Genomic DNA, 25,918 nt, shown 5'->3' with positions numbered 1-25,918 from the left:
ATGAGCCTTTCCCTTCGCGACCAGTTGCTCAAAGCAGGGCTGGTCAACCAAAAGCAGGCCAAGCAGGTCGGCAAAGAGAAACAGAAGCAGCAGCGCCTGGCCCACAAAGGCCAGATCGAACTGGATGATTCCCAGCAGCGCGCCGCCCAGGAAGCCATGGCCGAAAAGGTCAAGCGCGACCAGGAACTCAACCGGCAGCAGCAGGAAAAGGTCGAGCAGAAGGCCCGGGCCGCGCAGATCAAGCAATTGATCGAAGTCTCGCGCCTGCCGAAGCTGACCACTGAGGATTATTACAACTTCGTCGACGACAAGAAGGTCAAGCGCATCTCGGTCAATACGCTGATGCGCAACAAGTTGAGCAGTGGCTCCCTGGCGATCGTCCACCACGCCGGCGGTTACGAAGTGATCCCGCGCGAGGCCGCCCTGAAGATCCAGGAACGCGACCCCAAGCGCATCGTCCAGCTCAACACCCAGACCGAAGAAGTGGATGCCGATGATCCGTACGCGGCGTATCAGATTCCTGATGATTTGATGTGGTAAGCCGGACGCAATACTGCTGAGCCAAATGCAAAACTTAATGTGGGAGCGGGCTTGCTCGCGAATGCGGTGGGTCAGGTAACGATGATGTCGACTGACCCTCTGCTTTCGCGAGCAAGCCCGCTCCCACAGGTTTTTTATCGTTCAGGATTCTGCCATTTCACGCGAGCGCAGTCGTTCCTCGCGCTCCAGCTCAGCCTTGTAGCTGTGGGCGTCCGTTTCGGAGTGGAACATGCCCACCAGCAGATCCTGTTGATGCACGTCCCAGATTCGGATACCGGCGGCAATGCCTTCGTGGGACATATGGGCGTCGTCGCGTTCAGTTACTTTCACAGTCATCTTGCAAGCTCCAATCTCTGTTATCTGCAGCAAGGCGTGTGCAGGACTTTGTTATAGATTTTGATAGCGTGCTAAGTAAATGCCCCGGTTCGTTAAGAAGTTTTCATGGAAAGTGCAACAATCCTGCAGGCCAGGTGGTGCGCGGCATTCGGTCGCAGGTGTTATTCATGAAGAAGATTTCATGTTGAAGGAGGCATTCTCCATGAAGACACATCCTGTGGGAGCGAGCTTGCTCGCGATGGCGGTAGATCAGCGACAAACATGGCGACTGACACGCTGCTATCGCGAGCAAGCTCGCTCCCACATAGCCCACCAGGGCATCTAGGCATTCATGAAAGTTTGGTCAAAAAGAAGCCCCGCAGGTGCGGGGCTTCTTGATATCAGTGTGGATCAGCTGCCTTTCACAGCCTTGCCGTTGACCGTGCCGTCCTGGAGCATGATGTTGTACTCCTTGCCGTCGGTCTCGACCTGTTGCAGGCGCACCAGCAGGTAATCCCAGTCCTTGGCGAACCAGAGCACGGTGATGCGCTTGCTTTGTGTCGGGTCGCGCACGCGCTCGACCTTGATCGCATCGATCTGTCCGGCCTTGGTGTCGACCTTCTCCGAGCCCAGGACACGGAAGTCGTAGGTATCGACTTCGCCATCATCCACGACCTGATAGCTCATGCTTTTCTTGCCAGCCGCCACGTCATGCTGCAGGGCCAACTGGTAAGTGGATTTATCGACCATGCCGCGGTTGAGCGGCAGCTTGACCGCGTCACCGCGATCGGTGCCGGTGACCATCTTGGTGTTCCAGTCGAAGTCCAGGTCGGCCTTCTTGGCCTTGCCCAGGCCACCCCGTTCGAAGTGGTAGGACTGTGGCAGCAGGGTGTCCTTGTCCAGGGTCAGGGTGCTTTCTTCGGTCAGGCTGGCGATCATCATCGAAGCCTTGAAGCTCAGCTTCCAGGTGCCGTTGGCCTCCTTGGTCAGGTTGCGCTCGGCGGTGCCGCTCATGGGCAACTGTTTCCAGTCGGCGGTGTAGCTGGCGGAGAACGGTTGAAGTTCTGCGGCCTGTGCCAGGGGCAAGGCAAGCAGAGCGCAAGCGAAGAGCAGGGCGCGACGCATAAAATCTCCTAGTATCGAATCAAATGGCCGCTGGCGGCGAGCAACTGGCCGTCCAGTGAGGCACCGCGATCGTCGAGGGTCAGCCTTCCTTCGGCAAACCAACGCACGGCCATTGGGTAGATCTGGTGCTCGCGGGCGTGAACCCGTTGCGCCAGACTTTGCGGCGTGTCGTGCAACTCTACCGGTATTACTGCCTGTACGACCAGTGGTCCGCCATCGAGTTCCTCGGTGACAAAGTGCACGGAGCAGCCGTGCTCCGTGTCTCCGGCCTCCAGCGCGCGCTGGTGAGTATGTAACCCTTTGTATTTGGGCAGCAGCGAGGGGTGGATATTGAACAGGCGGCCCTGGTAGTGACGCACGAAGCCTGCGCTGAGGATGCGCATGAAGCCAGCCAGCACGACCAGTTGCGGATTGAAGGTGTCGATCTGTTCGATCAGCGCGGCGTCGAAGGCTTCACGGCCCTCGAACGCCTTGTGATCCAGGACGCGGGTGTCGATGCCCGCGTCCCTGGCGCGTTGCAGGCCGTAGGCATCGGCGCGGTTGGAAATCACCGCACGGATACGGACCGGGCTGTCGCCGGTCCGCGTGCTGTCGATCAAGGCCTGCAAGTTACTGCCGGTGCCGGACAGCAGCACCACCACGTCACAGGTTGCGGACATCAGTGTGCCTTAAGGTTTTTCAGCTCGACCTGTGCGGCGCCTTCGGCCGCGGTGGCGATCTGGCCGATGACCCAAGGCTGTTCGCCGGCTTCACGCAGGACGTTCAGGGCGGTCTCGACGTGCTCCTGGGCCACGCAGATGACCATGCCCACGCCGCAGTTCAGCACGCGGTGCATTTCGGTTTCATCGACATTGCCTTTCTCTTGCAGCCAGTCGAATACCGCAGGGCGGGTCCAGCTCGCCACGTCGACCACGGCCTGGGCGCCTTTTGGCAGCACGCGCGGGATGTTGTCCAGCAGGCCACCACCGGTGATGTGGGCCATGGCCTTGACGGCACCGGTGTCCTTGATCAGCTTGAGCAGCGGCTTGACGTAGATGCGGGTCGGGGCCATCAGCAGGTCTGCCAGTGGCTTGCCGTCGAGCTGGGTGTTTTCAATGTCGGCACCCGAGACTTCGATGATCTTGCGGATCAGCGAGTAGCCGTTGGAATGCGGGCCGGAAGAAGGCAGGGCGAGCAGGGCATCGCCAGCGGCGACTTTCGAGCCGTCGATGATCTCGGCTTTCTCCACGACGCCGACGCAGAAGCCGGCCAGGTCGTAGTCTTCGCCTTCGTACATGCCTGGCATTTCGGCGGTTTCGCCGCCGACCAGGGAGCAGCCGGCCAGTTCGCAGCCGGCGCCGATGCCGGTCACGACCTGGGCAGCGGTGTCGACGTTCAGTTTGCCAGTGGCGTAGTAGTCAAGGAAGAACAGTGGCTCGGCACCGCACACCACCAGGTCGTTCACGCACATGGCCACCAGGTCGATGCCGATGCTGTCGTGCTTGTTCAGGTTCAGGGCCAGGCGCAGCTTGGTGCCGACGCCATCGGTGCCCGAGACCAGGACCGGTTGCTTGTAGCCGGCCGGGATCTCGCAGAGGGCGCCGAAACCGCCCAGGCCGCCCATGACTTCCGGGCGCGCAGTGCGCTTGGCGACGCTCTTGATGCGTTCGACCAATGCTTCACCGGCGTCGATGTCTACACCGGCGTCCTTGTAGCTCAGGGAGGGTTGCTTGCTCATGATCCAGGCCTTTAGGGGGGATTTCTGGGTAACGACCGACCGCCAGGGCCATTGAATAACCGTTGTACGAATTATTCCGGGGGCCCGGCCGTTGCCGGTCTGCGAAGGCGCGCGATTTTATCAGGCTTGAGGGGCAGCGGCCATCCTCGCGCCGACGGGCAGGGACATATCCGCGGAAAAAAACCGATATTTCTTATATTGGTACTGCGCAACGCCTCTGTATAAGGTGTAGCGGTAACCGGTTATGGTGATGACCGTGCGAAACTTCCACCGGGCGTGTGAATGTTTTGCCGGGTGCTGTGGTCTCAGCCATGCTCAATCTTCTTCACACGGCCTGTTCCAGCCGTTATGTCCGGGAATCTTCCATGCGTTTGTTCAAATTCTTGTCCGTGGGCTGCTTGTCGCTGATCAGCCTGGCGAGCCATGCCGAAACCGTCAGCGGCCTCTATCAAGTGCTCGAACCGGTCACCAGCCAGACGCCGGAGGAGCGCAACCAGGCGACGTTGCGCGCCCTGGATACGCTGGTGCTGCGCCTGACCGGCGATGCCAAGGCGGCCCAGAGTCCCGGCTTGGCGGCCATCCGCCAGGATCCGCAACAGATCATTCTTCAATATGGCTACGACGCCGGCCCGCCGGAAAGCCTCAAGGTGGATTTCGACCCGGCGAGCACCGACCGGGCATTGCGCTCGGCAGGCTTGTCGCTCTGGAGCGCGAACCGGCCATCGATCCTGGGCTGGTGGCTGAACGATTCGGCCGAGGGCTCCAGCCTGGTGGGCGATGGCCAAGCCAGCGCCACGTCGCTGCGGCGTGCCGCGCAGCATCGGGGCCTGGCTTTGCACCTGCCGCTGGCGGATCTGAGCGAGCAAATCGTCGCCACCGCGCCGAACCTGGAAGGCAGCGACCCGGCGCCTCTGCGCGATGCGTCGGAACGCTACGCGGCGGACGCCTTGCTGGCGGTCCATGCGAAGGAAGAAGGCGGCCAGTGGCACGGTACCTGGCGCCTATGGCTGGGGGACCAGCGTGAGCAGGGTACTGCCCAGGGCGCCGATCCTTCGGCTTTGGCCGATGCGGTCATGCTCGCAGTGAGCCAGCGCCTGGCGCCGCGCTTCGTCGCCAAGCCGGGGGTGGCCACGGAACAACTGCTGGAAGTGCAGGGCATGAACCTGGAGCGCTACGCGGCGCTGGGGCGTTTGCTCGAACCATTCGCAGGGCAGTTGCAGCGGGTCGAAGGGGACCGGATCGTCTATCGGGTCAACGGCAGCGCCGAACAATTGAAGGCGCAGTTGGCCCTGGCAAAACTGCAGGAGGTTCCAGCCGGGGAGGCCATCGCGCCGGTACCGGTCGCGCCGCCCGCCGCCGATGGCTCGGCCCCGGTTGCAGCACCTGCGCCAGCACCGGCCGCCAATTTGCGGTTCCGCTGGTAGGTTGTCTTTCTTTATATAGCTAGGAGTGGTTCATGGGCGATACGCGGCGTTGGTTCTGGTTGGGTGGGGTTGCCCTGCTGTTCGCCCTTATCTATTTGCTGCATCCGATCCTCACACCGTTCCTGGTTGCGCTGCTGTTGGCCTATCTGTTCGACCCTGTCGTGGATCGCCTGGAAAAACTCGGCCTGTCGCGGACCTGGGGCGTGGTGACGGTGTTTGCGCTGTTCACACTGATTGTGAGTGCCCTGTTACTGGTGCTGATACCGATGCTCGCCAAGCAACTGGTGCGCCTGTACGAATTGGCACCGCAGATGCTCGATTGGTTGCAGCACAGCGCGATGCCGTGGGTGCAGTCGAAATTGGGCTTGGCCGACGGTTTCTGGAAGTTCGACAAGGTCAAGGCCGCCATCAGCGAGCACATGGGCCAGACGACCGACATCGTTGGCGTGGTGTTGAGCCAGGCCACGGCCTCGGGCCTGGCGTTGATCGGCTGGCTGGCGAACCTGGTGCTGATCCCGGTGGTGGCTTTCTATCTGCTGCGGGACTGGGATCTGATGATGGCCAAGATCCGCAGCCTGCTGCCGCGTCAGCGCGAAGAACGCATCATGACCCTGACCGGCGAGTGCCATGAAGTGTTGGGGGCGTTCGTGCGGGGGCAGTTGCTGGTGATGGTGGCCCTGGGCTTCATCTACGCGGCCGGCTTGATGCTGGTGGGGTTGGAGCTGGGGCTGTTGATCGGCTTGATCGCCGGGCTGGCGGCCATCGTGCCGTACATGGGCTTTGTGATTGGGATCGGCGCGGCGTTGATCGCCGGGTTGTTCCAGTTCGGCGGCGACTTGTACCCGATGGTCGGCATCGTGGCGGTGTTCATGGTCGGGCAGGCCTTGGAGGGCATGGTGCTGACGCCGCTGTTGGTGGGCGACCGCATTGGCCTGCATCCCGTGGCGGTGATCTTTGCGATCCTGGCCGGCGGCGAGTTGTTCGGTTTCACCGGGATCCTGCTGGCGCTGCCGGTGGCGGCGGTGATCATGGTGCTGGTGCGGCATATGCACGATCTGTACAAGGATTCGGACATTTACAGCGGCGCTGAAGACCCTGATCTGTAGGGTTAATGACCGGCGGGGTGTCAGGGAAACTGACGCTCCGCGCCCTTGCCGCTGCAAACCTTTGATTTTGCTCGTGGTCCGGCGCATTGTGCGGTCCGTGTCACGGGTATAAACTTTGCGAACTTTACACAGAGGCCACTAACGGTTCCCTTGGAACTGTTCAGTCAGCATGAAACCGATTCAGCTGCCCCTAGGTGTGCGTCTGCGTGATGACGCCACCTTCATCAACTACTACCCAGGCGCCAATGCCGCTGCACTCGGCTATGTCGAGCGGCTTTGCGAAGCCGACGCCGGCTGGACCGAAAGCCTGATCTACCTGTGGGGCAAGGACGGGGTAGGGCGCACGCACCTGTTGCAGGCCGCGTGCCTGCGGTTCGAGCAATTGGGCGAGCCTGCCGTTTACCTGCCGTTGGCCGAGTTGCTCGATCGCGGCGTTGAAATCCTCGACAACCTTGAGCAGTACGAACTGGTCTGCCTGGACGATCTCCAGGCCGTGGCCGGCAAGGCTGACTGGGAAGAGGCGCTGTTTCATCTGTTCAATCGGCTGCGCGACAGCGGTCGGCGTTTGTTGATCGCCGCCTCGACGTCGCCTCGGGAGCTGCCGGTGAAACTGGCGGATCTCAAATCCCGTCTCACCCTGGCGCTGATTTTCCAGATGCGCCCGTTGTCCGACGAAGACAAACTCCGTGCCTTGCAGCTGCGTGCTTCCCGCCGTGGCCTGCACCTGACCGACGAAGTCGGGCATTTCATCCTCACCCGTGGCACCCGCAGCATGAGCGCATTGTTCGAGCTGCTCGAGCGCCTCGACCAAGCCTCGCTCCAGGCCCAGCGCAAGCTGACTATTCCTTTTTTGAAAGAAACCTTGGGCTGGTAGAACCGTTGTAAGTAGTGGCTCATGGCCTGTTCTGGACACGGCGAAACCCGCGGTCCTGCTGGGTTGCAGGCTGCGTGACGTTCAAAATGGGCTTAAGCGCTTAGATGTAAACGTAAAACCGAGAAGTCACATTTGCATCGATTGAATTTGCAAATGAGGTTGATAGAAGGCATAGTCTCGCCATCTTTACTACTTCAGCCACGGTCGTGCCCATGCTAAATCGCTTCGCACCCCTCGTGCCTCTCGCACTCGTTACCCTGTTGTTCGGTTGCGCTGCCCACTCTCCAGTGTCCCAGCAAGCGCCACAACCACAGGTCCAGAATTCCGTTACCGCCCAGTCTTCCTCCGTTGCATTCCAGGAAGAAATGGCCTCCGACAAAGAGCTCGCAGCCTTCGCCGGCAGCAAGCCTTACCAGCTTCCAGTACTGGCTGACAGCATCCTGGAACGTGGCATGTCGTTGATCGGTACCCGCTACCGTTTTGGCGGTACTTCCGAAGCCGGCTTCGATTGCAGCGGTTTCATCGGTTATCTGTTCCGCGAAGAGGCTGGCATGAACCTGCCGCGCTCCACTCGCGAAATGATCAACGTGAACGCCCCACTGGTAGCGCGCAATCAGCTGGAGCCCGGTGACCTGCTGTTCTTCAGCACCAACGGTCGTCGCGGTCGCGTCAGTCATGCCGGAATCTACCTGGGCGACAACCAGTTCATCCATTCCAGCAGCCGCCGCAGCGGTGGCGTGCGCATCGACAGCCTGGGCGACAGCTACTGGAGCAAGACCTTCATCGAAGCCAAGCGCGCCCTCGCCATGGCACCGACTGTGGTTACTGCTCGCAAGTAAGCACACAGTTTGTAAGGCAAACTTAAAGTCTTACTTGAAGTTTGCCACATAGCCGCTAGAATCCTTGATCATTGATTGATGGCAATCCGCCTGCGTACTACGCAGGCGGATTTGTTTTCATGCCCACGGCAGAAAAGCCGCATCCAGATCAGGATTGTTCTGCATATGTCGACGTCGGCCCGCCTCGCGCTCATCTTCCTCGCCGCACTGCTCAGTGCGTGCGCCAGCCGTACCCCGCCGCCAGCGCCTGTGGTGCGGGCCCCGGTGGTCTTTGCCCCCTCGCAATCCTTTTCCCCGGCCGCCGAAGACGTCCTGTTCCGGGCGTTGGGCCTGGTGGGGACGCCGTACCGCTGGGGCGGCAATACACCGGATTCGGGCTTCGATTGCAGTGGCTTGATCGGTTATGTGTACCGCGACGCCGCCGGTATTTCCCTGCCGCGCTCCACGCGCGAGATGATCGGCATGCGCGCGCCGGATGTCGGCAAGAATGCCTTGCAGACCGGCGATTTGATTTTCTTCGCCACCAACGGCGGCTCTCAGGTCAGCCATGCCGGGATCTATGTCGGCGAGGGGCGCTTCGTCCACGCGCCGGCCACGGGCGGCACGGTCAAGCTCGACAGCCTGTCCAAGGCCTATTGGCAGAAGGCTTACCTGGGCGCCAAGCGTGTGTTGCAGCCGGAGCATCTGGCGCGTAATCCCTGACCCTCGATTTCTGTGCCGCTGGAAAGCTTTTGTGGCGAGGGAGCTTGCTCCCGCTCGGTTGCGCAGCAACCGTCAGAACCCAAGGGCTGCTTCGCAGCCCAGCGGGAGCAAGCTTCCTCGCCACAGGGTTCTACAAGTCTTCAGTGGTGGGTTATTGACCCGATACCCGCCAGATCTTGTTCCCCACATCATCAGCCACCAACAAACCACCCTGCTTGTCGATGACCACGCCCACCGGCCGGCCCTGGGCTTTTTCGTCGGCGTTCAGGAAGCCGGTCAGCACATCCACCGGTTGCCCCACGGGTTTGCCGCCGTTGAACGGTACGAAAATCACTTTATAGCCACTGTGGGGCTTACGGTTCCAAGAGCCGTGCTGACCGACGAAAGCCCCTTCGGTAAACGGTGCAGGCAGGGTGCTGCCTTCGGCGAAGGTCAGGCCCAGTGAGGCGGTGTGGGGGCCGACGGCGTAGTCCGGGGCGATGGCCTTGGCCACCAGGGCCGGGTTCTGTGGTTCGACCCGAGTATCGACGTGCTGTCCGTAGTAACTGTAGGGCCAGCCATAGAATGCGCCGTCCTTGACCGAGGTGATGTAGTCCGGCACCAGGTCGCTACCGATCTCATCCCGTTCGTTCACCGCCGTCCACAGGGCCCCGCTGCGGGGTTCCCAGGCCAGGCCGTTGGGGTTGCGCAGGCCTGAGGCGAAGATCCGGTGATTGCCGCTGGCCCGGTCCACTTCCCAAATGGCGGCGCGACCTTCTTCGGCCTCCATGCCATTTTCCGCGACGTTGCTGTTCGAACCGGTGGTGACGTACAGCTTGCTGCCGTCACGGCTGGCGATCACGTTCTTGGTCCAGTGATGGTTGAGGGTGCCGCCCGGCAGGTCGACGACCTTGGTCGGCTGCGCCTTGATCTGTGTGTCACCGTCCTTGTAGGGGAAGCGGATCAGTCGGTCGGTGTCGGCCACGTACAGGTCATTGCCCACCAGGGTCATGCCGAACGGCGAATTGAGGTTTTCCAGGAACACCGTACGGGTTTCGGCGATGCCATCGTGGTTGGCGTCACGTAATAGCGTGATGCGGTTGGGGCTGGGCACGCCGGCACCGGCGCGGCCCATGACCTTTTTCATCACCCAGCCGCGGATGCCCTTGCTATCGTCAGGCTTGGGCGGGGCGTTGGTTTCGGCCACCAGCACATCGCCATTGGGTAGCACGTAAAGCCAGCGCGGATGGTCCAGGCCTTCGGCGAACGCGCCCACTTGCAGGCCCTGGGCCGGGGTTGGCTTGGCGCCTTGCGGCCAGCCGACGGCTTCGGCGATGTTGACGGTGGGGACCAGGGTCTTGTTCGGTTCAGGCAGTTTCGGTGCCGGGCCGGTGCCGTCGGACACCTGCAGGGTGGACGACTCGCCGCAGGCGGTAAGCCCTGCGGCGAGGGCGACAATCAGGAGATGAGGTGGCTTGAGCATGCTGGCTTCCCTATGAATGCATGGAGTTATTCATAGAGAAGCGTAGACGCGTGATGGTTCAACTGCGGGTGGGCCAGTCTGCCAGGCCAAACCTTGTGGGAGCGGGCTTGCTCGCGAATGCGGCGTGCCAGTTGACTAATATGTCATTTGGTACACCGCATTCGCGAGCAAGCCCGCTCCCACAGTTTTTGCGTGGAATGATTCAGCCATGGGCCTGTTTGAACAGTACGGCAATGCCTGGATGGTATTGGCCGGCCTCGTTGCGCAACTTGCGATAGGCATAGGGGAAGTACCAGGCCACGGCACAGGTGTTTTCCTTCTGCAAGTCGTCGATCATGTCCTGCAGTTCTTCGGGCGTAGCGCTCTGCTGGGCCTTTTGCGGCGAGACGAACAGGCAGCCCAGCTTCAGGTCGCTGGCGTAGCTGATGCGCTTGGCATCGCTGGTGGCTTCCAACAGCGGTTGGGTCAGGTTCAGGTTGTTGACCTTGGGCCAGCGTTGGGTGGCCTGGATGAAGGCCCGCTCATCGGTGCTGGCGATGAACAGGTCGGCGCTGACGTTGCGTTCGCCTTCTTCATTCTGCTTGCGGGTCGGCGCGTTCTGCAGTGTGACCATCTCGGCCATCCAGGCGGCGGCCGACAGCAAGCTGAGATTGGCCCGTTCATCGAACCAGTAGGGGGTGTCGTTATCGCCGCGCACTGCGTTGTAGCGGTCGATGCAATCAAACCAACGTTCCAGCACCGGGCGCAGGAATTCCAGTTTTGGATTGCTGATGAGCATGCCTTGCATGTTTTGCCCTCTTGTTCTTGTGATATCGGGTTGTAATGTCGCTTTGATATCACTTGCCGCAGGATCACACAAGATTGACGTCATTTTATTGATCGGTGCCCATGAGCACCCCCGACAGGCGGCTTTAATTGACGCTCCACCCCCAACCCTCTAACCTTCGCCGCTTGTTTCAGGTGCTCTGTGGCCGTTTGGTCGACAGAGTGAAACAGGGAAGCCGGTGAGTGCATACGAACCCGGCGCTGCCCCCGCAACGGTAAATGAGTCAACGCTGTGCTCTGTGGCCTGTGTGGTGAGTTCGTCAGTTCAAGTTCGGATGTCAGAAGTCCATAGCCAAGGCGCTGTGACGAGTCATAGCCCGCTATGGCGAGGAGCAGCAACGCAGGATATGGACTTCTGACGCCGAAGTTGACTGACAGAACTCGCCACACAGGCCACTAACCACTGTGTCGCATGACATGGGAAGGCGCGCAGCCCGGCGCCACGCCGCTCATGAGCCCGGAGACCGGCCTGATTCATCCAACGGCATCACGGTGGGCGATGCCAGGCTTGCTGCCGTCTTTTTTTGTGCCCCGCCCGCCGTTATCCAATCCCAACGGAGAGCTCCCCATGACCGACACCCCTGATCGCGACGAACGCCACCTGGCGCGCATGCAGCGCAAGAAAGCCGTGATCGACGAGCGCATCGCCAACTCGCCGAATGAATGCGGCTTGCTGCTGGTGCTGACCGGTAATGGCAAGGGCAAGAGCAGCTCGGCGTTCGGCATGCTGGCACGGTCCATGGGCCATGGCATGCAATGCGGTGTGGTGCAGTTCATCAAGGGGCGCAACAGCACCGGCGAAGAGCTGTTCTTTCGCCGCTTCCCGGAGCAGGTGCGTTTTCATGTCATGGGTGAAGGCTTCACCTGGGAAACCCAGGACCGCCAGCGCGACATCGCCGCCGCCGAAGCCGCCTGGGCCGTATCGCGTCAGTTGCTCAGCGATCCGTCCATCGGCCTGGTGGTGCTCGACGAATTGAATATCGCCCTCAAGCACGGTTACCTCGACCTCGATCAGGTGCTCAGCGATCTGCAGGCGCGTCCGCCGATGCAGCATGTGGTGGTGACCGGTCGCGGCGCCAAGCCGGAGATGATCGAGCTGGCCGACACCGTGACTGAAATGGGCATGATCAAGCACGCGTTCCAGGCGGGTATCAAGGCGCAGAAAGGCGTCGAACTGTGAGTGACCCTTGCCTGGCAAGCCGCCACTGTCCGGCGGTGTTGATCGCCGCGCCGGCCTCGGGACAAGGCAAGACCACCGTCACCGCGGCGCTGGCCCGCTTGCATCGCAACCAGGGACGCCAGGTGCGCGTCTTCAAGTGCGGCCCGGACTTCCTCGATCCGATGATCCTGGAACGGGCCAGCGGCGCGCCGGTCTATCAATTGGACATGTGGATGGTCGGCGAGCAGGAAAGTCGCCGGCTGTTGTGGGAAGCTGCCGCCGAAGCGGACCTGATCCTGATCGAAGGAGTGATGGGGCTGTTCGACGGCACCCCGTCCAGCGCCGACCTGGCGCGGCATTTTGGCGTACCGGTGCTGGCGGTGATCGACGGCACGGCCATGGCCCAGACCTTCGGTGCTTTGGCCCTGGGCCTGGCCCGTTATCAACCGGACCTGCCATTCGCCGGGGTCTTGGCCAACCGGGTCGGCACCTTGCGTCACGCGCAATTGCTCGAAGGCAGCCTGACCGAAGGCCTGCGCTGGTACGGCGCATTGTCCCGGGAAACCGGCATCGAATTGCCCAGCCGTCATCTCGGGTTGGTCCAGGCCAGTGAATTGAACGATCTCGACCTGCGCCTCGACGCGGCGGCCGATGCCTTGGCCGGTAGTTGCGAAGTGGCGCTGCCGCCTGCGGTGGAATTCGCCGCGCCGCAGGTGATTGCCGTTGAGCCGTGGCTCGCCGGAGTGCGCATCGCCGTGGCCCGTGACGAAGCGTTCGCCTTCACCTATGGCGCAAGCCTTGATCTGCTGCGGGCCATGGGTGCGCAGTTGAGCTTTTTTTCACCGATCCATGACACCGAACTGCCCGAGGCGGACAGCCTTTATCTGCCTGGCGGTTATCCGGAGCTGCACCACGTTGCGCTGGCCCGGAACACGCCGATGCTGGCCGCGATCCGTGCCCACCACGCCGCCGACAAGCCGTTACTCGCCGAATGCGGCGGCATGTTGTATCTGCTCGATTCATTGACCGATGTCGACGGCGTGCGTGCCGAACTGCTGGGTTTGCTGGCCGGCGATGCGCAGATGCAAAAGCGCCTGGCGGCCCTGGCGCTGCAGTCGGTGGATTTGCCGGAAGGCAACCTGCGCGGGCACACCTATCATCATTCCCTGACCAGCACCGAGGTCGAACCGATTGCCCGTGGCCATAGCCCCAATGGCGGACGCGGTGCGGAGGCGGTTTTCCGGCAAGGGCGGATGACGGCTTCCTATGTGCATTTTTATTTCCCGTCCAATCCCAGGGCGATTGCCGCGCTGTTTGCGCCTGACCTTGAGGCCGCCTTCGCGAGCAAGCCCGCTCCCACATTTGATCACCTGAACCCTGTGGGAGCGAGCCTGCTCGCGAAAAGGCCATGACCGATAACGCTTTCTCCCAGACCGAACGCGACGCCATCTACCGCGCCATCGCCGAACGCCGTGACATGCGCCACTTCAGCGGCGGCACGGTCGAACCGGCCCTGCTGCGCCGTCTGCTGGAAGCCGCGCACCAGGCCCCGAGCGTCGGCCTGATGCAACCGTGGCGATTCATCCGCATCAGCGACCGCGCCTTGCGTGGGCAGATCCGCCAACTGGTGGAGCAGGAACGCATTCGCACCGCCGAGGCCTTGGGCGAGCGCAGCGATGAGTTCATGACGCTCAAGGTCGAAGGCATCGACGCCTGTGCCGAAGTGCTGGTGGCGGCGTTGATGGAGGATCGCGAGCGGCACATCTTCGGTCGCCGGACCTTGCCGGAAATGGACCTGGCCTCGCTGTCCTGCGCCATCCAGAACCTGTGGCTGGCCTCCCGCGCCGAAGGGCTGGGGATGGGTTGGGTGTCATTGTTCGAACCTCAGGCCCTGGCCGACCTGCTGGGCCTGCCCGCCGGGGCCAAGCCGCTGGCGATTCTTTGCCTGGGCCCGGTCGAGGGGTTTTACCCAGCGCCGATGCTCGCCCTGGAAGGTTGGGCGCAGCCGCGTCCGCTCAATGAACTGCTGTATGAAAACCGTTGGGGAGTGAGCCCATGAGCGTGGCGTTGCTCAGTGCCGCCGCGGTGGCGCTGGATGCGCTGTTGGGCGAGCCCCGGCGCTGGCATCCGCTGGTGGCGTTCGGTGGCTTTGCCGATCGCATCGAACAACGTTTCAACTCTGGCGGACGTGGCTGGCGCAGCCACGGGGTCACGGCTTGGGTGATCGCTGTGGTGCCGTTGACCTTGCTCGTCACGGCCCTGTCCTGGGCGCCGATGGTGGGCTGGTTGGTGGATATCCTGGCGTTGTACTGTGCCCTCGGCCTGCGCAGCCTCGGCGAGCATGTCGAGCCGGTTGCGCGGGCACTGCGCAGCGGTGATCTGGAACAGGCGCGCCAGCGCGTCGGCTACCTGGTCAGTCGCGAGACGGCTGGACTGGATGAAACCGCCGTGGCCCGCGCCGCCACCGAGTCGGTGCTGGAAAACGGCAGCGACGCGGTGTTCGCCGCGTTGTTCTGGTTCGCCGTGGCCGGCACGCCCGGGGTGGTGCTGTACCGCTTGAGCAATACCCTCGACGCCATGTGGGGCTATCGCAACGAACGCTTCGAGCGCTTCGGCTGGGCGGCGGCCAAGATCGACGATGTACTCAACTACATTCCGGCGCGCCTGGTGGCGTTGACCTACGCGCTACTCGGCAAAACCCGCCTGGCGCTCAAGTGCTGGCGCAGCCAGGGCCCAACCTGGGACAGCCCCAACGCCGGGCCGGTGATGGCCGCCGGGGCCGGAGCGCTGGGTGTCGAGCTGGGCGGGGCGGCGGTTTACCACGGTGAACTGCACCAACGTCCGCCCTTGGGCGAAGGCGTACCGGCGAGTGCCGATTCCATTGATCGCGGCTGGCAATTGGTCCAGCGCGGGGTATGGTTGTGGTTGCTGATTCTCTGCCTGGGAGCTGAGTTCTATGCTTGAGCACGGCGGACGCTTGCGCAACGCGGCCCGGCAATACGGCATTGCCGAGGCCGATTGGCTCGACTTGTCCAGCGGCCTCGCGCCTTGGCCGTTCGACGTTCCAGCGATTCCCCAGCGGGCTTGGGCGCGCCTGCCGGAAGCCGATGATGGCTTGGAGCAGGCCGCCTGCGACTACTACGGTGCGTTGGATGTGCTGCCGGTGGCCGGTTCGCAGATGGCCATCCAGCTGTTGCCGCGCCTGCGTCGCAGCGGCAAGGTCGGCGTCTTGTCGCCGTGTTACGCCGAGCACGCCGAAGCCTGGCGCCGCAGCGGCTATATCGTGCGCGAAGTACTGGAAGCGGAAGTGGATTTCTTCCTCGACAGCCTCGACGTGCTGGTGGTGGTCAATCCGAACAACCCCACGGGCCTGAGCCTGGCGCCCGAGCGTTTGCTGGATTGGCATGCCCGCCTGGCCCAGCGCGGTGGCTGGTTGGTGGTGGATGAGGCGTTCATGGACGTCACCCCGGCGCTGAGCCTGGCGGCGTACACCCATCTGGTCGGGCTGATCGTCCTGCGTTCGTTCGGCAAGTTCTTCGGCCTGGCCGGGGTTCGCCTGGGCTTTGTATTGGCCGAACGCCGCTTGCTCAAGTTGCTCGCCGAACAGGTCGGGCCGTGGGCCGTCAGCGGGCCGACCCGGGTGCTGGGCCAGGCGTGCCTGCTGGACAGCGCTGCCCACGCAGATCAGCGTCAACGCTGCGAAGCCACCAGCCAACGCCTGGCGTTGTTGCTCGAACGCCACGGCTTCAAGCCGCAGGGCGGCTGCGGGTTGTTCCAATGGCTGGTCACCGAACACGCCCAGGGGCTTCACGATTTCATGGCCCATCGCGGCATTCTCCTGCGTCTGTTCGTGAACACCAGCAGCCTGCGTTTCGGGCTGCCGGCCGACGACAGCGAGTTCCTGCGCCTCGAACAAGCCTTCGAGGCCTACGCCAAGGACACCCCATGACCACAGTGATGGTGCAGGGCACCACCTCCGATGCCGGCAAAAGTACCCTGGTCACGGCCTTGTGCCGCTGGGTCAGGCGCCAGGGTGTGGGCGTGGTGCCGTTCAAGCCGCAGAACATGGCCCTCAACAGCGCCGTGACCGCCGACGGCGGCGAAATCGGCCGGGCCCAGGCGGTGCAGGCCCAGGCGGCGGGGCTCGAGCCGCACACCGACATGAACCCGGTGCTGCTCAAGCCCAACAGCGACACCGGCGCCCAGGTGATCATCCATGGTCGTGCCGTCACCACCATGAACGCCGTGGCTTATCACGATTACAAAGCCATCGCGATGCAAGCGGTGCTGGCCTCCCACGCGCGCTTGAGCGCGGCCTATGCGGTGGTGATGGTGGAAGGCGCCGGCTCGCCGGCGGAGATCAACCTGCGCGCCGGTGACATCGCCAACATGGGCTTTGCCGAGGCGGTGGACTGCCCGGTGCTGCTGATCGCCGATATCAATCGCGGCGGAGTGTTCGCCCATCTGGTCGGCACGCTGGAGTTGCTTTCCCCCAGCGAGCAGGCGCGGGTAAAGGGCTTCATCATCAACCGTTTTCGTGGCGACATCGCCTTGCTGCAACCGGGCCTGGACTGGCTGGAGGCGCGCACCGGCAAACCGGTGATCGGCGTGTTGCCGTACGTCATGGATCTGCACCTGGAAGCCGAGGATGGCCTCGATCAGCGCCAGATCGACAAGGCCGAGCAGGTGCTGAAAGTGGTGGTGCCGGTCTTGCCGCGCATCAGCAACCACACCGATTTCGATCCGTTGCGCCTGCACCCTCAGGTCGATCTGCAATTCGTCGGCCCCGGCCAGCCCATCCCGCCGGCCGACCTGATCATCCTGCCCGGTTCGAAAAGCGTGCGCAGCGACCTGGCCTACCTGCGGGCCAACGGTTGGGAGACGGCGATCCATCGTCACCTGCGCTACGGCGGCAAATTGCTGGGCATCTGCGGCGGTTTGCAGATGCTTGGCCAGCAGGTCCACGACCCGCTGGGGCTGGAAGGCGCGGCGGGCTCCAGTGCCGGGCTGGGCCTGCTGGACTTCGAAACGACCCTGGAGCACGAGAAGCAATTGCGCAATGTGCGCGGGCGACTGGCCTTGGAAGCGGCCGAGGTCAGCGGCTATGAGATTCACGCGGGCGTGACCACTGGCCCTGCCCTGGAACAGGCTGCCGTGCACCTGGAGAGTGGCCGTTGCGACGGTGCCCAGAGCCTCGATGGGCAAATTTACGCCACCTACCTGCACGGGCTGTTCGAGTCGCCCCAGGCCAGCAGCGCGTTGTTGCGTTGGGCTGGGTTGGCGGATGTGCAAACGGTGGATTACCACGGCTTGCGCGAGCGGGACATCGAGCGGTTGGCGGATCTGGTGGAGCGGCATCTGGATACTGGATTGTTGCGTGAGCTTTGTGGGGTTTAGGGTGGCTGGGCAGACCTCATCGCGAGCAAGCTCGCTCCCACATTGGATTTCTGATGAGCACAGAATTCATGTACACCCCAGATCGACTGTGGGAGCGAGCTTGCTCGCGATGGCGCCAGTCGCCACACCGCCAAATAAAGGTAATGACCCATGCTGCAACTGATCCTCGGCGGCGCTCGCTCCGGCAAGAGTCGCCTGGCTGAAAAACTCGCGGCGGACACCGGCTTGCCAGTGACCTACATCGCCACCAGCCAACCCCTGGACGGTGAGATGAACGATCGTGTCGCCCAGCACCGCGCCCGGCGGCCGGCCGAGTGGGCGCTGGTGGAGGAGCCTTTGACCCTGGCTCGGGTGCTGCGGGAAAACGCCGCCACCGGGCAATGCCTGCTGGTGGATTGCCTGACCCTGTGGCTGACCAACCTGCTGATGCTCGACGCCCCCGAGCAACTGAACGCCGAGCGCCAAGCGCTGCTGGACAGCCTGGCCGCGCTGCCCGGTGAAATCATTTTTGTCAGCAACGAGACCGGCATGGGTGTCGTGCCGCTGGGCGAGCTGACGCGCCGTTATGTCGATGAAGCCGGTTGGCTGCATCAAGCCTTGGCCGAACGTTGTCAGCGCGTCGTGCTGACCGTCGCTGGCCTGCCCCTGACTCTCAAAGGTACTGCGTTATGAATCATCGCTGGTGGCTGGACCCGTGCAAGCCCGTAGATAACCAAGCGCTGGAACTGGCCACGGCCCGTCAGCAACAACTGACCAAGCCGGCCGGTTCCCTGGGGCGGTTGGAATCGGTGGCGGTGCAACTGGCGGGTCTGCAAGGGCAGCTCAAGCCGAGCCTGGAGCGGTTGTGGATCGCGATTTTCGCCGGCGACCATGGCGTGGTCGCAGAAGGCGTATCGGCTTATCCCCAAGAGGTCACCGGGCAAATGCTGCTCAATTTCGTCAGCGGCGGCGCAGCCATCAGCGTCCTGGCGCGACAACTGGGCGCGTCCCTGGAAGTGGTCGACCTGGGCACCGTCACGCCTGCGCTGGACCTGCCCGGTGTGCGGCACCTGAACCTGGGGCCGGGCACGGCGAATTTCGCCCGGGGCCCGGCAATGACGATGGAACAGGGCGAGCAAGCCTTGCACGCCGGGCGCGACAGTGTGCTGCGTGCCGTCGCGGCCGGGACGCAATTGTTCATCGGCGGCGAGATGGGCATCGGCAACACCACCGCCGCCAGCGCCCTGGCCTGCGCCTTACTCGAATGCCCGGTGGCGCATCTGGTCGGGCCGGGCACGGGGTTGGACGCCGTGGGTGTCAGCCGCAAGGCCCAGGTGATCGAACGGGCCCTGGCGTTGCACGCTGCCCAGGGTAGCGACCCGTTGCAGACCCTGTTCAACCTCGGCGGTTTTGAAATCGCCGCGTTGGTCGGTGCATACCTGGCCTGTGCCCAGCAAGGCGTCGCCGTGCTGGTGGATGGCTTCATCTGCAGCGTCGCGGCCCTGGTGGCGGTGCGCCTCAATCCGGCGTGCCGGCCGTGGCTGCTGTTCGCCCATCGTGGCGCCGAACCGGGCCATCGTCACGTGCTGGAAACCCTCGGCGCCGAACCGCTGCTGGATCTCGGCCTGCGCCTGGGCGAGGGCAGTGGCGCGGCGTTGGCGGTGCCGCTGTTGCGCCTGGCGTGTGACCTTCACGGGCAGATGGCGACGTTTGCCGAAGCGGCCGTGGCGGATCGCCCGGCATGACCCTGCGCCTGGACCTGCTGCGTCACGGCGAAACCGAATTGGGCGGCGGCTTGCGCGGCAGCCTCGACGATGCCTTGACGGCCAGGGGCTGGGAGCAGATGCACACCGCCGTCTCTCAAGGCGGGCCCTGGGATCGCCTGGTCAGCTCACCCTTGCAGCGCTGCGCCCGTTTCGCCGAGCAACTCGGTGCCCGACTCAATGTGCCGGTGCACTTGGACAAAGACCTGCAAGAGCTGCATTTTGGCGCCTGGGAAGGTCGCAGTGCGGCGGCGTTGATGACGACCGACGCCGAAGCCCTGGGCCGGTTCTGGGCCGATCCCTATGCCTTCACGCCCCCCGAAGGCGAGCCGGTGCTGACGTTTGCCAGCCGCGTCCTGGCGGCGGTCGAACGCCTGCACGCGGCCTATGCGGGTCAGCGGGTCTTGCTGGTCAGCCATGGCGGCGTGATGCGCCTGCTGTTGGCCCAGGCCCGCGGCCTGCCTCGCGAGCAATTGCTCAATGTCGAAGTCGCTCATGGTGCGCTGTTTTCCCTGGCGATGTCGGCAGGTTCAGTGTTCGAAGAGGTAAATTGACGATGTTGCCCTTCTGGATCGCCCTGCAATTTCTCAGCAGCCTGCCGGTTCGCCTGCCCGGCATGCCCGAGCCCGAACAGTTGGGTCGTTCGCTGTTGTGCTATCCGCTGGTGGGGCTGGTGTTCGGCGGGCTGTTATGGACGTTGGATGGGTTGTTGCTCGGCACGCCGTTGCTGCTGCATGCCGCGCTGGTGCTGATGGCGTGGGTGCTGCTTAGCGGTGGGTTGCACCTGGATGGCCTGGCCGACAGCGCCGATGCGTGGCTCGGCGGTTTCGGCGATCGCGAACGGACATTGCTGATCATGAAGGATCCGCGCAGCGGGCCGATTGCCGTCGTGACGTTGGTGGTGGTGTTGCTGCTCAAATGGACAGCGCTGGTGGCGTTGATCGAACAGGAGCAGGCCCTGGCGTTGCTCATCGTGCCGATGCTAGGGCGTGGCGCATTGCTGGGGTTGTTCCTGACGACGCCGTATGTGCGTGCCGGTGGGTTGGGCCAGGCGCTCGCCGATCATCTGCCGCGCCGCTCGGGCTGGCAGGTGTTGTCGGCCTGTGCGCTGGGGTGCCTGCTGCTGTTGGGCTGGGCCGGGCTGTGGTCGTTGGTGGTGGCCACGCTGGTCTTCATCGGATTGCGACGGATGATGCTGCGCAGGCTGCAAGGCTGCACCGGCGATACGGCGGGTGCCTTGCTGGAACTGCTGGAAACCGCCGTTCTGGTCGCATTGGCGTTGCGTTGAAGACGGATCTTGTCGACGGCGCAGTGTTCATTTAAATTTGCATTCACTTAGTCGCGGGTATATACACGCATCATGCTTCCTTCCCAATGTCTATGCATCAACCTGCGGCGTGCCGCCCGTGGCGTCAGCAGGTATTACGACGGCGCCCTCGATGGCTTCGGGATCAACGTTGCCCAGTATTCTTTGCTGAGCAACCTGGCGCGCCTGGACCAACCGAGTATTTCCTCCCTGGCCGAGGCCATGGGCCTGGACCGCAGCACCCTGGGACGCAACCTGCGGGTGCTGGAAGGCGAGGGGTTGGTGGCGCTGGCCGAGGGCGACGATCTGCGTAACCGCATCGTCGTGCTCACTGAAACGGGGCAGGCGCGGCTGGCGGCAGCGCTGCCGGCCTGGGAAGCGGCGCAGCAGAAACTGATCGATAAGCTGGGCGCCGAAAAACGTGCGACCTTGCTGGCCTTGCTGGATGAACTGGCGTGAAGCCGGTTCGTTCGATGATAAGTGGGTATATACCCGCGACTGGAGAACAAAAATGACATCGATGTGGCGTACCTGTGGTTGGGTCCTGGTGGGCAGCGCGCTGATCCTGGCGTTGTCCCTGGGCGTGCGGCATGGCTTCGGCCTGTTCCTTGCGCCCATGAGTGCCGAGTTCGGCTGGGGCCGCGAGGTATTCGCCTTCGCCATTGCCTTGCAGAACTTGATCTGGGGCCTGGCGCAGCCTTTCACCGGCGCGCTGGCCGACCGCTTCGGTGCGGCGAAAGTGGTGCTGATCGGTGGCGTGCTCTACGCACTCGGCCTGGTGTTCATGGGCATGGCCGACTCGCCATGGTCCTTGTCGTTGAGCGCGGGTCTTTTGATTGGTATCGGGCTGTCGGGTACGTCGTTCTCGGTGATTCTCGGTGTGGTCGGACGGGCCGTGCCGCCGGAAAAACGCAGCATGGGCATGGGCATCGCCAGTGCCGCCGGTTCCTTCGGCCAGTTCGCCATGTTGCCCGGTACGCTGGGGCTGATCGGCTGGCTCGGTTGGTCCGCGGCGTTGTTGGCGCTGGGGCTGCTGGTGGCGCTGATCGTGCCGCTGGTGAGCATGCTCAAGGACGCACCGTTGCCGGTGGCCGGCCACGAACAAACCCTGGCCGAAGCCTTGCGCGAGGCGTGCAGCCATTCCGGGTTCTGGCTGCTGGCCGTTGGCTTTTTTGTCTGCGGTTTCCAGGTGGTGTTCATTGGCGTGCATTTGCCGGCGTACCTGGTGGATCAACACCTGCCCGCCAGCGTCGGCACCACCGTGCTGGCCCTGGTCGGGTTGTTCAATATCTTCGGCACCTACACCGCTGGTTGGCTGGGCGGACGCATGTCCAAGCCACGCCTGTTGACCGGGTTGTACCTGCTGCGAGCCGTGGTGATCGGCTTGTTTCTGTGGCTGCCGGTGACGACCACCACGGCATATCTGTTTGGCATGGCAATGGGCTTGCTGTGGCTGTCGACCGTGCCATTGACCAACGGCACGGTAGCGACCCTGTTTGGTGTACGAAATCTTTCGATGTTGGGTGGGATCGTGTTCCTGTTCCACCAGTTGGGCTCGTTCCTCGGTGGTTGGTTGGGCGGGGTGGTGTATGACCGCACCGGCAGCTACGACTTGATCTGGCAGGTATCGATCTTGCTCAGCCTGCTGGCGGCGGCGTTGAACTGGCCGGTGCGTGAACGGCCGGTGGCGCGCCTGCAAGTCCAGGTCAGTGCGGCATGAGTCGCATCGGCCCGTGGTTGATCGCTGTCGGCGCCGGCCTGTTGCTGGCACTCGCCTGGTGGGGCTGGCACCAGGGCGGGTTGGCCTTGATGCAGCTGGGCATGGGGACGTGTTGAACAATGGACGGCGGCGGGCATGGCAGAGTAACGTCGTGGTCTGACATGCTTTAAGGAAGTACCGACATGTTGATGCGCTGGTTTGCTGTTCCCGCCCTGTTGCTGGCTGTGACCGGGCAAGTCTGGGCCGCCGATTGCCCGCCGTTGCTGGAGGGTTCGTTGCCCAAGCTGCGGGCCAAGGAAACCATTGATTTGTGCCAGCGCTTTGCTGGCAAGCCTCTGGTGGTGGTGAACACCGCCAGCTTCTGTGGGTTCGCCCCGCAATTCAAGGGCCTCGAGGCGCTCAACCAGCGCTACAAGGACCAAGGGTTGCAAGTGTTGGGCGTACCGTCCAATGACTTCAAGCAGGAATCCAAGGACGGGGCCGAAACCGCCAAGGTCTGCTACGTCAATTACGGTGTGACCTTCACCATGACTGAACCTCAGCCGGTGCGGGGTGCGGATGCGATACCGCTGTTCAAGCACTTGGCTGAACAATCCGGCGCGCCGAAATGGAATTTCTATAAGTACGTGGTGGACCGCCAGGGCAAGGTGGTTGGCAGTTTTTCCAGCCGGATCAAGCCTGACGATCCCGATTTCATCAAGGCGGTAGAAGCGGCCATCGCCTCCAAACCCTGACGCCTGCCACGAAAAAGCCCCGCCTCTTTGCAGAGTGCGGGGCTTTTTTTCGCTTCAGTTGGCGAGGGGTTCAGGTTCGCCGTGAAACATCAGAAGCGGTAGGTTGCACCGACACCGAAACCGTTGGCGCTGTTTTCGTATTTGGCGTTGTAGGACTGGCCCAGGGCATTGCTGCCGCTGACGTTGACTTTTTCTTCCTTGAGGTAGGAATAAGCCACGTCGATGGTCAGGTCGTCGGTCGGGCTCCAACCGGCGCCCAGGCTGAAGATGGTCCGGTCGCCGGTCGGGATGCGTGGCGAACGGTCCTGGTTATTGGTCGGTGCCTGGTCGAAGGTCAGGCCGGTACGCAGTACCCACTGTTTGTTCAACTGGTAGGAGGTACCGATGGCGTAGGCCCAGGTGTCGTGCCAGTTCTGCTCTTCAGTAATGGAGCTGAAGAAGGCAGGCGCGAAAGCACCGCCCGTTGCGGGTGTCACACCATCGTTGTTCACGGTGATTTCTTTCAGGCGGCTCCAGCGAGTCCAGGTGCTGCCCGCGTAGACGGTCCAGGCATCATTGATTTGCTGGGTGACCGAAAAGTCCACCGATTCAGGCGTGGTGATATCCAGCGAAGCATCGTAGCGCGCGCCATTCAGCAGGCTGGGAGGTGTGCCAGCCCCAGGACTGATTTCGGTGTGGCCTTCGAGCTTGTACTTGACCTTGGAGTGATAGGTCAGGCCAACACGGGTGGTGTCGGTCGCCTGGACCAGCAGGCCGATGTTGTAGCCGTAGCCAATGTCATCGCCCTTGATCTTCACGCTGCCATCATTCGGTGACAGCGGCGAGGTCAAATCCGATTCCAGGGCGCCGGAAATGCGGTTGATGGTCGGGCCGAAACCGATCGATACCTTGTCGTTGAAGGCATAGCTGACGGTTGGCTGGAAAGTGACGACTTTCACTTCGCTCTTGCTGCCGAAGTTACCGCCCTGGAAGCCATTTTCGTAATCGGTGATCAAGCCAAACGGCGCGTAGACACCCAGGCCGAAAGCCCACTGATCATCGATAGGCTTGACGTAGTAGCCCATCGGAACGCCGGTGAGCGGAACCATGTCGCCCTTGTTGGTGCCGGACTGGGTACCGCTGGCATCGTCGATATCGGTGGAGGCATCGATGGCGGCGAAGCCGCCGGTGACCTGCTGGCGCTTGAGGCGCGACATGCCGGCAGGGTTGCCAAACACGGTGCTGGCGTCATCGGCAGAAGAGGAACGACCTGCGAAACCAGTGCCCATGCCACTGATGCTTTGTTCGTTCAAGGCAAAGCCACTGGCGAAAAGTTGCGTGGATGCCAAGGTAACGGCAAGGCCAAGGGTGGTTTTGAGCATCATTTTTTTCATTGTTAGAACTCCTGGTGATCACCGGGGCGAAAATTACCAACATTTTCGTTCAAGCGCTATAGCCTGCATGGCTTGATTTAGAGCGGTTTTGTAGGACAATCCGACCAGGTTCGCGAGCGTTGTAGGAAGTTTCCAAATTTCCCATCAGCAAGCGACCTGGTTCAGCGGCGAAACACAGCTTTGCCAGGCGCAGGTGAAATCTCGCAGGCGCCCTTGGGGATGAAAGGTCTGGCGCCAGATGCGGGCCATGCCCAGCAGGTCGTCGGCCTCGGGAAGCGGGGTATTCTGTTCCTCCACCAGCAGCCAGGCGATGGCGGTGGCGTAGCGCAAATTGACGGTCAACTCCAGGTGCGGGCCGCTGAGAAAGGCATGTTGGCTGGCCAGGCCGCGCACCAGGCTGGCCCGTTCCGGATCTTGTGCCAGGTAATGGTCCCAGAGGGCCTGGTGGCGGGGCTCGGTAATGCGATACAGGCCATGTCCGCGTCGATCATGCAGGGCCGAACCCAGGGCGGACTGGCTGGCGGCAATGCCCAGTAACAAGGATTCCGCCGTTGCGCTGTGACGCTCAAGGTAGAGGAGCGTCGGGCGGATCACATATCGACACAGTTCGCTGGCAGCGATACCCATAAAACCCTCGAAGTGTGAAAAGGGCGGAGCCTGAAGAGTGTGGGCTTGGCAGCGGTGGATCGGTCCAGGCCCCGCCGGAAGCGGATCATGCCGCTTGACTTGAAGTGTAGTGTCATATTCCCGCTGTAAAGGACTGTTTTTAAAACATCTTCAGCGAGCGGTTATAACTGTTATATCCATTGGTGCTTACGGCGTTTCGCTTAATCGAGAAATTTCGGGCAATAAAAAGCCCCGCTTTCTGGGCGGGGCCTTTGGGGTTTCAGCCTTTCTGGCGTCTCAGGCAACCAGTGCCTGGCGAGTACGCTCGATCACGGCCTGCAGCGGTTCGGCGCTGGAGTACTGGTCGGGGTACAGGCGTTCGCTGTGACGGGCGATGCCGTGTTCGTTGACCAGCGTGAAGCTGAAGCAGCCTTTGCGAGCGGCCATGATCAGGCAGTTCATCGGTGCAAAAGCGTTGGTGAGGGTGCGGATAGCATCCTGTGCGTGGATTTGAGTGGACATGTTATGGGTGTTCCTGCAAATGACACGGTTAAGAACCGTGCAACGTTAAAACGTTCCAGTAACGTCGACCACCATTGGTCGAACGAAGAACCCGACTGGAACAAAGCAGCCAGTTTGAGCGCTATATAAGTGCGCGCTTGGGCTGGCAGGTAGGTACTTAGGAGGGCAGGCAACACATCGAGGGCAAAGGTTCTGGGCCCGGGGTGAAGATCCTGATCAATTTTGCAGGTTGGTTCGGTCAGAGTAATGAGCCTGGCAACACCCTTTGCATTCGATCAAAGGCTGTGTTGGCGCAAGATTTACCTGGAAACCATCGAGGGGGCCGGTCTCCTTTTTTCGGTGAGGCGTCCTTGGGAGGATGGCTGACCTTGGAGATGTGTTCGACCCGGAATTGACTTTCAGCTTGGTACTAACGCTGCGGATACTAACG

General features: G+C 62.4%; 28 protein-coding genes and 1 riboswitch. Of the genes, 19 read left to right on the top strand and 9 right to left on the bottom strand.

Features of this window, described 5'->3' with window-relative positions; all coding sequences use genetic code 11:
- Positions 1 to 540 (top strand): DUF2058 domain-containing protein, encoded by a 540-nt coding sequence (locus BLO80_RS15355; protein ID WP_053124301.1) that lies wholly within the window; start codon positions 1 to 3, stop codon positions 538 to 540.
- Between the two features lie 141 nt (positions 541 to 681).
- On the opposite strand, the gene BLO80_RS15350 is transcribed toward BLO80_RS15355, so the two are convergent.
- The 4 genes from BLO80_RS15350 to purM all read right to left on the bottom strand — a co-directional run bounded on the left by BLO80_RS15350 (position 682) and on the right by purM (position 3,697).
- Positions 682 to 876 carry a hypothetical protein gene (locus BLO80_RS15350; protein WP_025215049.1) on the bottom strand — a complete coding sequence of 65 codons (195 nt, stop codon included), beginning with the start codon at positions 874 to 876 and terminating at the stop codon, positions 682 to 684.
- A gap of 390 nt (positions 877 to 1,266) precedes the next feature.
- Positions 1,267 to 1,980 carry a DUF3108 domain-containing protein gene (locus tag BLO80_RS15345; RefSeq protein WP_060741064.1) on the bottom strand — a complete coding sequence of 238 codons (714 nt, stop codon included), beginning with the start codon at positions 1,978 to 1,980 and terminating at the stop codon, positions 1,267 to 1,269.
- Positions 1,981 to 1,988: 8 nt separating this feature from the next.
- Positions 1,989 to 2,639, bottom strand: a complete 651-nt coding sequence (gene purN / locus BLO80_RS15340; RefSeq protein WP_060741065.1) for a phosphoribosylglycinamide formyltransferase — start codon at positions 2,637 to 2,639, stop codon at positions 1,989 to 1,991.
- Entirely contained in the window at positions 2,639 to 3,697 is a 1,059-nt protein-coding gene (gene purM / locus BLO80_RS15335; protein WP_092170007.1) for a phosphoribosylformylglycinamidine cyclo-ligase, read from the bottom strand. Before purM ends, purN begins: the two co-directional genes overlap by 1 nt.
- A gap of 365 nt (positions 3,698 to 4,062) precedes the next feature.
- Here purM and BLO80_RS15330 point away from each other — a divergent pair, with 365 nt between their 5' ends.
- The 5 genes from BLO80_RS15330 (at position 4,063) to BLO80_RS15310 (ending at position 8,642) form a co-directional block, all read left to right on the top strand.
- The gene (locus BLO80_RS15330) at positions 4,063 to 5,121 is read left to right on the top strand and encodes a DUF2066 domain-containing protein (protein ID WP_092330455.1); all 1,059 of its coding nucleotides are present in this window, start codon (positions 4,063 to 4,065) and stop codon (positions 5,119 to 5,121) included.
- A gap of 32 nt (positions 5,122 to 5,153) precedes the next feature.
- Positions 5,154 to 6,227: an AI-2E family transporter gene (locus BLO80_RS15325; RefSeq protein ID WP_092204039.1), complete on the top strand. Its 1,074-nt coding sequence runs from the start codon at positions 5,154 to 5,156 to the stop codon at positions 6,225 to 6,227.
- A 169-nt stretch (positions 6,228 to 6,396) separates the two neighbouring features.
- Positions 6,397 to 7,101 (top strand): DnaA regulatory inactivator Hda, encoded by a 705-nt coding sequence (gene hda / locus BLO80_RS15320; protein WP_003178999.1) that lies wholly within the window; start codon positions 6,397 to 6,399, stop codon positions 7,099 to 7,101.
- Positions 7,102 to 7,313: 212 nt separating this feature from the next.
- Complete coding sequence (locus tag BLO80_RS15315; RefSeq protein WP_072411813.1) at positions 7,314 to 7,940, top strand: C40 family peptidase; 627 nt, start codon at positions 7,314 to 7,316, stop codon at positions 7,938 to 7,940.
- 165 nt (positions 7,941 to 8,105) lie between these two features.
- A complete protein-coding gene (locus tag BLO80_RS15310; RefSeq protein WP_060741070.1) occupies positions 8,106 to 8,642 on the top strand; it encodes a C40 family peptidase in 537 nt (178 codons plus the stop codon).
- Between the two features lie 151 nt (positions 8,643 to 8,793).
- Here BLO80_RS15310 and BLO80_RS15300 read toward each other — a convergent pair whose 3' ends face one another.
- Positions 8,794 to 10,104, bottom strand: a complete 1,311-nt coding sequence (locus tag BLO80_RS15300) for a PQQ-dependent sugar dehydrogenase (protein WP_092330450.1) — start codon at positions 10,102 to 10,104, stop codon at positions 8,794 to 8,796.
- 202 nt (positions 10,105 to 10,306) lie between these two features.
- Positions 10,307 to 10,891 carry a hypothetical protein gene (locus BLO80_RS15295; RefSeq protein WP_092204047.1) on the bottom strand — a complete coding sequence of 195 codons (585 nt, stop codon included), beginning with the start codon at positions 10,889 to 10,891 and terminating at the stop codon, positions 10,307 to 10,309.
- Between the two features lie 154 nt (positions 10,892 to 11,045).
- Positions 11,046 to 11,417: riboswitch (cobalamin riboswitch) on the top strand.
- Positions 11,418 to 11,497: 80 nt separating this feature from the next.
- Here BLO80_RS15295 and cobO point away from each other — a divergent pair.
- From cobO to BLO80_RS15230, 13 genes are all read left to right on the top strand, one after another.
- Complete coding sequence (gene cobO / locus BLO80_RS15290) at positions 11,498 to 12,109, top strand: cob(I)yrinic acid a,c-diamide adenosyltransferase (RefSeq protein ID WP_060741073.1); 612 nt, start codon at positions 11,498 to 11,500, stop codon at positions 12,107 to 12,109.
- Entirely contained in the window at positions 12,106 to 13,500 is a 1,395-nt protein-coding gene (locus BLO80_RS15285) for a cobyrinic acid a,c-diamide synthase CobB (protein WP_092330448.1), read from the top strand. Before cobO ends, BLO80_RS15285 begins: the two co-directional genes overlap by 4 nt.
- Positions 13,497 to 14,147 carry a 5,6-dimethylbenzimidazole synthase gene (gene bluB, locus BLO80_RS15280; RefSeq protein ID WP_092330445.1) on the top strand — a complete coding sequence of 217 codons (651 nt, stop codon included), beginning with the start codon at positions 13,497 to 13,499 and terminating at the stop codon, positions 14,145 to 14,147. Before BLO80_RS15285 ends, bluB begins: the two co-directional genes overlap by 4 nt.
- Positions 14,144 to 15,052: an adenosylcobinamide-phosphate synthase CbiB gene (gene cbiB / locus BLO80_RS15275; RefSeq protein ID WP_092330443.1), complete on the top strand. Its 909-nt coding sequence runs from the start codon at positions 14,144 to 14,146 to the stop codon at positions 15,050 to 15,052. The genes bluB and cbiB overlap by 4 nt, the downstream gene beginning before the upstream one ends.
- Positions 15,045 to 16,037, top strand: a complete 993-nt coding sequence (gene cobD, locus BLO80_RS15270) for a threonine-phosphate decarboxylase CobD (RefSeq protein WP_092330440.1) — start codon at positions 15,045 to 15,047, stop codon at positions 16,035 to 16,037. The genes cbiB and cobD overlap by 8 nt, the downstream gene beginning before the upstream one ends.
- Positions 16,034 to 17,485, top strand: coding sequence for a cobyric acid synthase (locus tag BLO80_RS15265; RefSeq protein ID WP_092330438.1), 1,452 nt, complete (start codon positions 16,034 to 16,036; stop codon positions 17,483 to 17,485). Before cobD ends, BLO80_RS15265 begins: the two co-directional genes overlap by 4 nt.
- Before the next feature lie 150 nt (positions 17,486 to 17,635).
- Entirely contained in the window at positions 17,636 to 18,157 is a 522-nt protein-coding gene (gene cobU, locus BLO80_RS15260; RefSeq protein WP_092330435.1) for a bifunctional adenosylcobinamide kinase/adenosylcobinamide-phosphate guanylyltransferase, read from the top strand.
- Positions 18,154 to 19,209, top strand: coding sequence for a nicotinate-nucleotide--dimethylbenzimidazole phosphoribosyltransferase (cobT, locus tag BLO80_RS15255; protein ID WP_092330432.1), 1,056 nt, complete (start codon positions 18,154 to 18,156; stop codon positions 19,207 to 19,209). Before cobU ends, cobT begins: the two co-directional genes overlap by 4 nt.
- Positions 19,206 to 19,781 carry an alpha-ribazole phosphatase family protein gene (cobC, locus tag BLO80_RS15250; protein ID WP_092330430.1) on the top strand — a complete coding sequence of 192 codons (576 nt, stop codon included), beginning with the start codon at positions 19,206 to 19,208 and terminating at the stop codon, positions 19,779 to 19,781. Before cobT ends, cobC begins: the two co-directional genes overlap by 4 nt.
- A 2-nt stretch (positions 19,782 to 19,783) precedes the next feature.
- Entirely contained in the window at positions 19,784 to 20,515 is a 732-nt protein-coding gene (locus BLO80_RS15245; RefSeq protein WP_092330427.1) for an adenosylcobinamide-GDP ribazoletransferase, read from the top strand.
- A 72-nt stretch (positions 20,516 to 20,587) separates the two neighbouring features.
- Positions 20,588 to 20,992 carry a MarR family winged helix-turn-helix transcriptional regulator gene (locus tag BLO80_RS15240; RefSeq protein ID WP_003204618.1) on the top strand — a complete coding sequence of 135 codons (405 nt, stop codon included), beginning with the start codon at positions 20,588 to 20,590 and terminating at the stop codon, positions 20,990 to 20,992.
- 52 nt (positions 20,993 to 21,044) lie between these two features.
- Positions 21,045 to 22,253 carry an MFS transporter gene (locus BLO80_RS15235; RefSeq protein ID WP_092330424.1) on the top strand — a complete coding sequence of 403 codons (1,209 nt, stop codon included), beginning with the start codon at positions 21,045 to 21,047 and terminating at the stop codon, positions 22,251 to 22,253.
- Between the two features lie 182 nt (positions 22,254 to 22,435).
- Positions 22,436 to 22,987 carry a glutathione peroxidase gene (locus tag BLO80_RS15230; RefSeq protein ID WP_018604309.1) on the top strand — a complete coding sequence of 184 codons (552 nt, stop codon included), beginning with the start codon at positions 22,436 to 22,438 and terminating at the stop codon, positions 22,985 to 22,987.
- Between the two features lie 89 nt (positions 22,988 to 23,076).
- Here the strand turns inward: BLO80_RS15230 and BLO80_RS15225 are convergent, their stop codons facing one another.
- The 3 genes from BLO80_RS15225 to BLO80_RS15215 all read right to left on the bottom strand — a co-directional run bounded on the left by BLO80_RS15225 (position 23,077) and on the right by BLO80_RS15215 (position 25,488).
- Positions 23,077 to 24,360 (bottom strand): OmpP1/FadL family transporter, encoded by a 1,284-nt coding sequence (locus tag BLO80_RS15225; RefSeq protein WP_092330421.1) that lies wholly within the window; start codon positions 24,358 to 24,360, stop codon positions 23,077 to 23,079.
- A gap of 144 nt (positions 24,361 to 24,504) precedes the next feature.
- Complete coding sequence (locus tag BLO80_RS15220) at positions 24,505 to 24,987, bottom strand: hypothetical protein (protein WP_092330419.1); 483 nt, start codon at positions 24,985 to 24,987, stop codon at positions 24,505 to 24,507.
- 276 nt (positions 24,988 to 25,263) lie between these two features.
- Positions 25,264 to 25,488 carry a hypothetical protein gene (locus tag BLO80_RS15215; RefSeq protein WP_003204606.1) on the bottom strand — a complete coding sequence of 75 codons (225 nt, stop codon included), beginning with the start codon at positions 25,486 to 25,488 and terminating at the stop codon, positions 25,264 to 25,266.
- Between the last annotated feature and the right edge of the window lie 430 nt (positions 25,489 to 25,918).

It is taken from the genome of Pseudomonas sp. NFACC56-3 (assembly GCF_900100025.1).
GTDB classification, from domain to species: Bacteria; Pseudomonadota; Gammaproteobacteria; order Pseudomonadales; family Pseudomonadaceae; genus Aquipseudomonas; species Aquipseudomonas fluorescens_AA.
This window is presented reverse-complemented; position numbering and strand designations above follow the sequence as displayed.

Coding starts and splice junctions, on each gene's coding strand:
- BLO80_RS15355 (WP_053124301.1), top strand. CDS start 1: ATGAGCCTTTCCCTTCGCGACCAGTTGCTCAAAGCAGGGCTGGTCAAC.
- BLO80_RS15350 (WP_025215049.1), bottom strand. CDS start 876: ATGACTGTGAAAGTAACTGAACGCGACGACGCCCATATGTCCCACGAA.
- BLO80_RS15345 (WP_060741064.1), bottom strand. CDS start 1,980: ATGCGTCGCGCCCTGCTCTTCGCTTGCGCTCTGCTTGCCTTGCCCCTG.
- purN (WP_060741065.1), bottom strand. CDS start 2,639: ATGTCCGCAACCTGTGACGTGGTGGTGCTGCTGTCCGGCACCGGCAGT.
- purM (WP_092170007.1), bottom strand. CDS start 3,697: ATGAGCAAGCAACCCTCCCTGAGCTACAAGGACGCCGGTGTAGACATC.
- BLO80_RS15330 (WP_092330455.1), top strand. CDS start 4,063: ATGCGTTTGTTCAAATTCTTGTCCGTGGGCTGCTTGTCGCTGATCAGC.
- BLO80_RS15325 (WP_092204039.1), top strand. CDS start 5,154: ATGGGCGATACGCGGCGTTGGTTCTGGTTGGGTGGGGTTGCCCTGCTG.
- hda (WP_003178999.1), top strand. CDS start 6,397: ATGAAACCGATTCAGCTGCCCCTAGGTGTGCGTCTGCGTGATGACGCC.
- BLO80_RS15315 (WP_072411813.1), top strand. CDS start 7,314: ATGCTAAATCGCTTCGCACCCCTCGTGCCTCTCGCACTCGTTACCCTG.
- BLO80_RS15310 (WP_060741070.1), top strand. CDS start 8,106: ATGTCGACGTCGGCCCGCCTCGCGCTCATCTTCCTCGCCGCACTGCTC.
- BLO80_RS15300 (WP_092330450.1), bottom strand. CDS start 10,104: ATGCTCAAGCCACCTCATCTCCTGATTGTCGCCCTCGCCGCAGGGCTT.
- BLO80_RS15295 (WP_092204047.1), bottom strand. CDS start 10,891: ATGCAAGGCATGCTCATCAGCAATCCAAAACTGGAATTCCTGCGCCCG.
- cobO (WP_060741073.1), top strand. CDS start 11,498: ATGACCGACACCCCTGATCGCGACGAACGCCACCTGGCGCGCATGCAG.
- bluB (WP_092330445.1), top strand. CDS start 13,497: ATGACCGATAACGCTTTCTCCCAGACCGAACGCGACGCCATCTACCGC.
- cbiB (WP_092330443.1), top strand. CDS start 14,144: ATGAGCGTGGCGTTGCTCAGTGCCGCCGCGGTGGCGCTGGATGCGCTG.
- cobD (WP_092330440.1), top strand. CDS start 15,045: ATGCTTGAGCACGGCGGACGCTTGCGCAACGCGGCCCGGCAATACGGC.
- BLO80_RS15265 (WP_092330438.1), top strand. CDS start 16,034: ATGACCACAGTGATGGTGCAGGGCACCACCTCCGATGCCGGCAAAAGT.
- cobU (WP_092330435.1), top strand. CDS start 17,636: ATGCTGCAACTGATCCTCGGCGGCGCTCGCTCCGGCAAGAGTCGCCTG.
- cobT (WP_092330432.1), top strand. CDS start 18,154: ATGAATCATCGCTGGTGGCTGGACCCGTGCAAGCCCGTAGATAACCAA.
- cobC (WP_092330430.1), top strand. CDS start 19,206: ATGACCCTGCGCCTGGACCTGCTGCGTCACGGCGAAACCGAATTGGGC.
- BLO80_RS15245 (WP_092330427.1), top strand. CDS start 19,784: ATGTTGCCCTTCTGGATCGCCCTGCAATTTCTCAGCAGCCTGCCGGTT.
- BLO80_RS15240 (WP_003204618.1), top strand. CDS start 20,588: ATGCTTCCTTCCCAATGTCTATGCATCAACCTGCGGCGTGCCGCCCGT.
- BLO80_RS15235 (WP_092330424.1), top strand. CDS start 21,045: ATGACATCGATGTGGCGTACCTGTGGTTGGGTCCTGGTGGGCAGCGCG.
- BLO80_RS15230 (WP_018604309.1), top strand. CDS start 22,436: ATGTTGATGCGCTGGTTTGCTGTTCCCGCCCTGTTGCTGGCTGTGACC.
- BLO80_RS15225 (WP_092330421.1), bottom strand. CDS start 24,360: ATGAAAAAAATGATGCTCAAAACCACCCTTGGCCTTGCCGTTACCTTG.
- BLO80_RS15220 (WP_092330419.1), bottom strand. CDS start 24,987: ATGGGTATCGCTGCCAGCGAACTGTGTCGATATGTGATCCGCCCGACG.
- BLO80_RS15215 (WP_003204606.1), bottom strand. CDS start 25,488: ATGTCCACTCAAATCCACGCACAGGATGCTATCCGCACCCTCACCAAC.